We start from the raw sequence: 5,359 nt of genomic DNA, 5'->3' as shown, positions 1-5,359 counted from the left end.
ATTTTCTGAACTAGAAACTCGCGCATAAATAGCTACTTTATTTTCACCGCAAGAACGGTCATCTTCAAAAATAATAATTGTTCCTGTAGGAAGACGTTCTCCTTGTAACTGCCCTCGATTCCACATTCTCCAAGCAGTGTCATAACTGATCCCTTTTTTCTTAGCATAATCTGATAGTTTCATGTGAACTGCAATGTAAACTTGTACTAAACATATTAGCAGTTGTTTGCCGTCATTTGCATATATTTTTTACAAAACTTTACAATACCGGATGATGAAATTGTCAGCCTTATGGTAGCTCGTCCCAGCTTATCTATTATTGCCAGAAAATTACAGCACGAGGCCGCAACTCTTGGCATGACAGCTGCGGAACACGACGCACTCATGGCATCGTTAAAAGATGATTTGTGATGCGGGTTGTTGTTGATACCTTGGAGAAGTCAGATACTACATTTCATCGGGGTTAATTCCAAGCGCTCTGAGCCTTTCAGCCAACCGGATGGCTTTTTGTTCAGCCTCTTGTTTAGCCAAGCGTTCTTGAGCAGCGATCGCCTCAGCCTCTTGTTTCGCCAGCCGTTCTTGAGCAGCGATCGCTTCTGCGTTCATCGCTCTTTCCTCAGCCGTTAGATAGCGATTTCCCGACTGGTCATACCAGTATAACCATTCTCGATACCAAGCAATATGTTCTCCTTTTTCGTAACCTAGCGCCAAGCCAATTTCTGGCAACCAGACTCGATTATTCTCACTTTCTAGAAGTTCATATTTTCCTGATATTAATTTATATACTTCTAATCGTTGTCGCTTTTTAAATCTTTCTCTTCTGCCACTGAAAGGATTGTAAATTACATAATACAGAATCCCTAGGCTTTGGTAATTTAAGAGTTTCTCCTCATATTCACTATTATATTTCTCGGAAATTACCTCTAAAAACAAAATCGGCAAGATATATTTTTCCCCCCACAAAATATAGCTTAACCGACCTCTTTCTCCCGTATCATGGTTGACTCCAACTGCTAAGAAACCATCGGGGACAAAAGCTGATTCGTCTGGGTTGTAATAAACAGCCATATCTACCCCAAAATACCAATCATCTCGACCAGACCAAATTAAAGCTAATAAATTTAGCAGCAGATTGGGAAGATCATTTTGTAACTGATTGTCCACTGGAGTTTCATCGGAAGAGGGCAATTCTTCGGCGCTGGGAAGAGGGCGATTTTTGTTATATGTGAGGTTAACCATAGCTCCTGCAAGCGTGGTGTTTGATTACTGCTAATTCTAACAGAAAATTACGGTTTTAGATTTCGTTGTTTTTCTGCGATTTCTAAAAGCACTTGCTCAAGACTTGGCTCAAGGCTTTCTTTAATGTCATCAACCTCGTGTTTATGATGGGGGAAAGTGGCAATTTTAACATGATGGGGTGCATTATCATAACGGAAGATCATAACTTGAGCTTCGTTCATGTAATGATAGCGATATTTTATCTTTGGTTTTGTGTCAGTATTTTTAACTTCAACAAAGTCTAAGCGATGATTATTCTCAAAAATAATTGAACCATTAATATAACCTTGACTTGCGTTATAAATTCAGGGTAAGAGCATCTCAATTAGGCTTGACAAAAGGCTTTCAGCACAGCCATCATATAGTTATTATCCATGGCCGCCCGTTTACTTTTTTGTGCCAGACTACGTCGGTAAGTGGATTCCTGGTTAAGAGCGTTAAGTGCTACTCGTCTCAAGAAGGCTCCCATTACGAGGGCTGTGACCAGAGCGAATCCGACATTGATCCTCATTAAAAGTAACATCTAAAATCCAATGAGCCTGATTTTCAATGCCCCAATGTTTACGAATAGCATTACCTATTTTTTGAGCATCAGCAGGGAGAGAACTGAGATAAAATTGGACTTCACAAGTGGTTTTATGACCAGGATGACGAACTCGTTTAACCATGATAATACTTTGAAGTCCTTGCCATTGAGCCTGTTGATAAAGACCGCCGAAAGCTTCTAAAGGTACAGCCCAACACCAACGTTTTTCGAGGCGATGATGACCTTTTTCCAGACGGTAATCATAACTAAATTGAATACCATCAAATTGATGTGCTTGAGCTTGCTAAAACCAGTTTTTGACCTGAGTATAAAGAGTCGGATGATTAGCTTTAAGGGCGACAACGTAGTCAGCTTTTTTGGCTTGAATATGATTAATAATCGCCGTTTGAGTTCCCATAGCATCTAGGGTGATAATTGCCCCTTGAAGGTCTAACAGTTCTAGTAAAGCGGGAATAGCAGTAATCTCATTGGATTTATCTTCCACCTTGACTTGTCCTCAAACTAATTTCTGCTCCCCCGCCCAAGCCGTCACTAAATGCAAGGCTTTAATTCCTTGATTACGGTCGTAAGAACCTCTGAGACTTTTCCCGTCTATGGGAACTATTTCCCCCGAAAGAGAACCGATTAAATGGGGCAGCCATTGAGACAAAACTTTGGCCAAAACTTCCGGGTTAATCCGTTCAAAAACCCGCCGAAAAGTGTCATCAGAAGGAATGCCATTAGGTAATTCTAAAAACTCAGATAACCAAGACTGCTTACTGAGTCCATAATTTTCCATGTCTTCCCAACCTTTGGCTCCTGCTATAACTGCTAAAACAGCAATGACTAAAATATCAGTTAATAAATGTTTTTGGGTTCGGGACACTCTTGGGTCAGGAATATCTTGAAGATAAGTCAATAAACTAGCTTGAATTTCATTTATTGATGTTAAAGGAAGCTCAGGTTTTAGTTGAGCTTTATTTCCGGTGGGGAGAACGGGAGCAAAACCTTTACCCATGAGCTATTTCCTCATTAATTTTCATCAACAACAGTGAGACTAAGGCTAATTATAAATTATACAGAGGTAGCAGCGGCTAAGTCTGGGTACTGGCAGTGCGGGACGGTGCTATGGCGATTTGATTACCCTATTCAGAAATCTTTGTCAAGTACAATTTATACCAAATTAGATGAGCTTACCCTGGTTATAAATTTTCTTGGTCAGTGATAAATATCTCACATTAGGAAATTCTCGAATGGTTTGTTCGATTTGCAAGAAATAGGCTTCAATCATTTTAATTCCTGGAGATTAGCCTGGTTTTGAAGAAGCATTTCATATAGTCCAGACCAAACTATAAAATCCGATTCATCTCCTAAAATACCTTGAGAAAATTGCTGATAAAATTCTGGGGATGTCATTTGATATTGTTTTTCCAGAGCTGCTAAATCTAATTTTAGATTCAAATTGCTTTTTTGTAATTCGGCAATCTGATAATCAATAATGCTTTGGGCAAATTTTTCTTGATCTTTGATAGAGTTTAAAATCTTTTTAAGGCGTTTTTCTGTTTCAGGCTGAACAGATAGATGAAAATCTAACATAAACTGTCTCATTACCAAAAATCAAGCGGGATTTCATTCTAGCAAGCGTCAGCCCTGGAGGAGAAGAATGTAAAGATTTATTAAATTGTATTTTATGATACAACGCAGGGGGGAGTGTGTATGATCTGGAATGTTCTGTTTGCTTGTCATTGTTTTGGGCTGCGCTATCGCTTCACCCAAACCGAAATGTCGCACGCATTCAAATCATCTACCATTAACCCTTTTTTATGAAATTACAACTCTGCTTTGTCTCTGGAGTTGCCCTAGCGACTCTGGCAACGGCTGGTGAAGCACAAGCTGCAAGCGTGACTGTCAATAATTTTTCCTTCGAGACACCATCAACCCCTAATTTTTCACCAGTTATTACCGGTTGGACTGTGAGTAGTGGCAGTGCGGGGGTTCAGCCATTCAATGCGACTCAATTTCCAAGCGGAGTACCCGACGGTTCGCAGGCGGGTCTTATTGCTTTCAATGGTGGATCGATCTATCAAGATGTAGCCGCCACTTATCAAGCCAGAACTCGATACACGCTCAATTTATTCGCGGGTATTCGTCTAGCTGGACTTCCCCCGTATAAACATACTAGCTATGGCTAAAAGTCTTACAGAGCCTGAGTTAAAGCAACACAATACCAATGAACTACTGGACACAAAATCCTGAAGTTCTTACGCAGATAGGGTTTGAGGCAAAAATTTTCAAATTTGACCTTTAGACTATTATAGCTTGTTTCGGGGCAGAAAACCAGCAAAAACATGGCTACAGAGGGAATCCCTTACTCTAGAGATTAATGACACTATCTGTTAAAATCAGGTTAGCGATCACTATACAGCCAACTCTACGGAATCGCTCTACTCCAGATACAGTCAACGGTACAGCCATTTTTAAGTAAAAAATGTACCCAGTAGCCTCTTTTCAATTTTTTCTTAGAAGCGACCTGCAGTAAGGGTTTTGTTAATTTTTTAGTATTTATGTATGGGGGAAGTCCAGGTCTAGATGAACCGGGCAACTTGACCTTGCCGAACAGTACAATTTCGCTTCGCCGGAGTGATAATAATACCGTTTTGTCAAGTTTTACATTCAATCAGAGTTCCTTTTCGTCAAGAGGTGTGTTCTTATCGTTCAACACTTCTTATCTGGCGGGGATTGCCAATCAGGGTGCGGGAATTCGCATCTCTATTGACCGTCCGAATAATGGGGGGACACAATTAGTTTTCGATAACGTTATGCTTGATGCGACTCCTGTTCCAGAACCCTCTAGCCTTCTTGGTTTTATCACCCTAGGCGGCTTAATGCTAGGGAGTGCTGTTAGGCTTACTGGGGGCGGCAGCGACACTTAAGAAAACGGGTTTCTTTGAGAAACCCGTTTTCTGGAAGAGGAGAGGAGGCGCGGGTTTTCTCTCTCTTTTTTTGGGGGGTTTCGATAGTTAGCATCTCAGTCCTGAATTATGTTAGGATTGGCCGTAGAATGATCAAAAATCGTGACTACACAAGCAACAGTAATCCAAGCTACAGCCAAGGAAATTAGGGAAGAGGTTTTTAGATTTATTCGGCCAGCCCTATTTAATGATCGCTGCCGTTTTCCTGTACCGATCCTAACTGTTGACGCACATCATCGATAGCTAGATTTAACTGGGCAATTTTATCTTCTAAACTGCGGCGGGCCATTTCCATGCCTTCCTCTGGAGTCAAGCGCCCATTGCGGCTCTCCTCTAAAAAAGCTTGATTATCCCCATCTCCTAAACCGCGACGGCTGCGATTAGCCAACACTGTCCCCAAAACACCGCCCACTAAACCACCGACAATCGCACCGGCTAAAAAACCGCCCGTAAACCCATCTCGCTGACTCATAATCCCCTTTTCTCCTAATAGGTTCCAAAAGCTCGATCGCCGGCATCGCCCAATCCCGGCACGATGTAACCGCCGCTATTTAATCCTTCATCGATAATAGCCGTATAGATG

At 41.3% G+C, this 5,359-nt stretch carries 7 protein-coding genes and 3 pseudogenes; 3 read left to right on the top strand and 7 right to left on the bottom strand.

Annotation, left to right across the window (positions count from 1 at the left end):
* Positions 1–183: pseudogene (locus IQ242_RS15755) on the bottom strand (IS607 family transposase); the annotation flags it as partial.
* A gap of 39 nt (positions 184–222) precedes the next feature.
* Here IQ242_RS15755 and IQ242_RS26280 point away from each other — a divergent pair.
* Positions 223–411 carry a hypothetical protein gene (locus tag IQ242_RS26280; protein ID WP_228021033.1) on the top strand — a complete coding sequence of 63 codons (189 nt, stop codon included), beginning with the start codon at positions 223–225 and terminating at the stop codon, positions 409–411.
* 36 nt (positions 412–447) lie between these two features.
* Here IQ242_RS26280 and IQ242_RS15750 read toward each other — a convergent pair whose 3' ends face one another.
* The 4 genes and pseudogenes from IQ242_RS15750 to IQ242_RS15735 form a co-directional block, all read right to left on the bottom strand.
* A complete protein-coding gene (locus IQ242_RS15750; protein WP_193960613.1) occupies positions 448–1,239 on the bottom strand; it encodes a Uma2 family endonuclease in 792 nt (263 codons plus the stop codon).
* A gap of 47 nt (positions 1,240–1,286) precedes the next feature.
* On the bottom strand, positions 1,287–1,583 hold the full coding sequence (locus tag IQ242_RS15745; protein ID WP_193960614.1) for a DUF6516 family protein: 297 nt from the start codon (positions 1,581–1,583) through the stop codon (positions 1,287–1,289).
* 20 nt (positions 1,584–1,603) lie between these two features.
* A pseudogene (locus IQ242_RS15740) lies at positions 1,604–2,822 on the bottom strand (ISAs1 family transposase).
* 269 nt (positions 2,823–3,091) lie between these two features.
* The gene (locus tag IQ242_RS15735; protein WP_193960612.1) at positions 3,092–3,400 is read right to left on the bottom strand and encodes a hypothetical protein; all 309 of its coding nucleotides are present in this window, start codon (positions 3,398–3,400) and stop codon (positions 3,092–3,094) included.
* Between the two features lie 227 nt (positions 3,401–3,627).
* Here IQ242_RS15735 and IQ242_RS15730 point away from each other — a divergent pair, with 227 nt between their 5' ends.
* Both IQ242_RS15730 and IQ242_RS15725 read left to right on the top strand, forming a co-directional pair.
* Positions 3,628–3,996, top strand: coding sequence for a hypothetical protein (locus IQ242_RS15730; RefSeq protein ID WP_228021032.1), 369 nt, complete (start codon positions 3,628–3,630; stop codon positions 3,994–3,996).
* A gap of 393 nt (positions 3,997–4,389) precedes the next feature.
* Positions 4,390–4,737 (top strand): annotated as a pseudogene (locus IQ242_RS15725) (PEP-CTERM sorting domain-containing protein); the annotation flags it as partial.
* Positions 4,738–4,960: 223 nt separating this feature from the next.
* On the opposite strand, the gene IQ242_RS15720 reads toward IQ242_RS15725, so the two are convergent.
* Both IQ242_RS15720 and IQ242_RS15715 read right to left on the bottom strand, forming a co-directional pair.
* Positions 4,961–5,248, bottom strand: a complete 288-nt coding sequence (locus tag IQ242_RS15720; protein ID WP_193960611.1) for a hypothetical protein — start codon at positions 5,246–5,248, stop codon at positions 4,961–4,963.
* Between the two features lie 14 nt (positions 5,249–5,262).
* Positions 5,263–5,359: uracil phosphoribosyltransferase (locus tag IQ242_RS15715; protein ID WP_305070282.1), on the bottom strand; the 97-nt coding region annotated here is incomplete at its 5' end.

It is taken from the genome of Microcystis sp. LEGE 08355, assembly GCF_015207185.1.
Classification (GTDB): domain Bacteria; phylum Cyanobacteriota; class Cyanobacteriia; order Cyanobacteriales; family Microcystaceae; genus Microcystis; species Microcystis panniformis.
Note: the sequence above shows the minus strand (reverse complement) of the source record. Positions and strands in the feature narration are given on the sequence as shown.

What these genes read in the sequence shown, in the direction of transcription:
- IQ242_RS15750 (WP_193960613.1), bottom strand. Translation starts at nt 1,239, where the DNA reads ATGGTTAACCTCACATATAACAAAAATCGCCCTCTTCCCAGCGCCGAA.
- IQ242_RS15735 (WP_193960612.1), bottom strand. Translation starts at nt 3,400, where the DNA reads ATGTTAGATTTTCATCTATCTGTTCAGCCTGAAACAGAAAAACGCCTT.
- IQ242_RS15730 (WP_228021032.1), top strand. Translation starts at nt 3,628, where the DNA reads ATGAAATTACAACTCTGCTTTGTCTCTGGAGTTGCCCTAGCGACTCTG.
- IQ242_RS15720 (WP_193960611.1), bottom strand. Translation starts at nt 5,248, where the DNA reads ATGAGTCAGCGAGATGGGTTTACGGGCGGTTTTTTAGCCGGTGCGATT.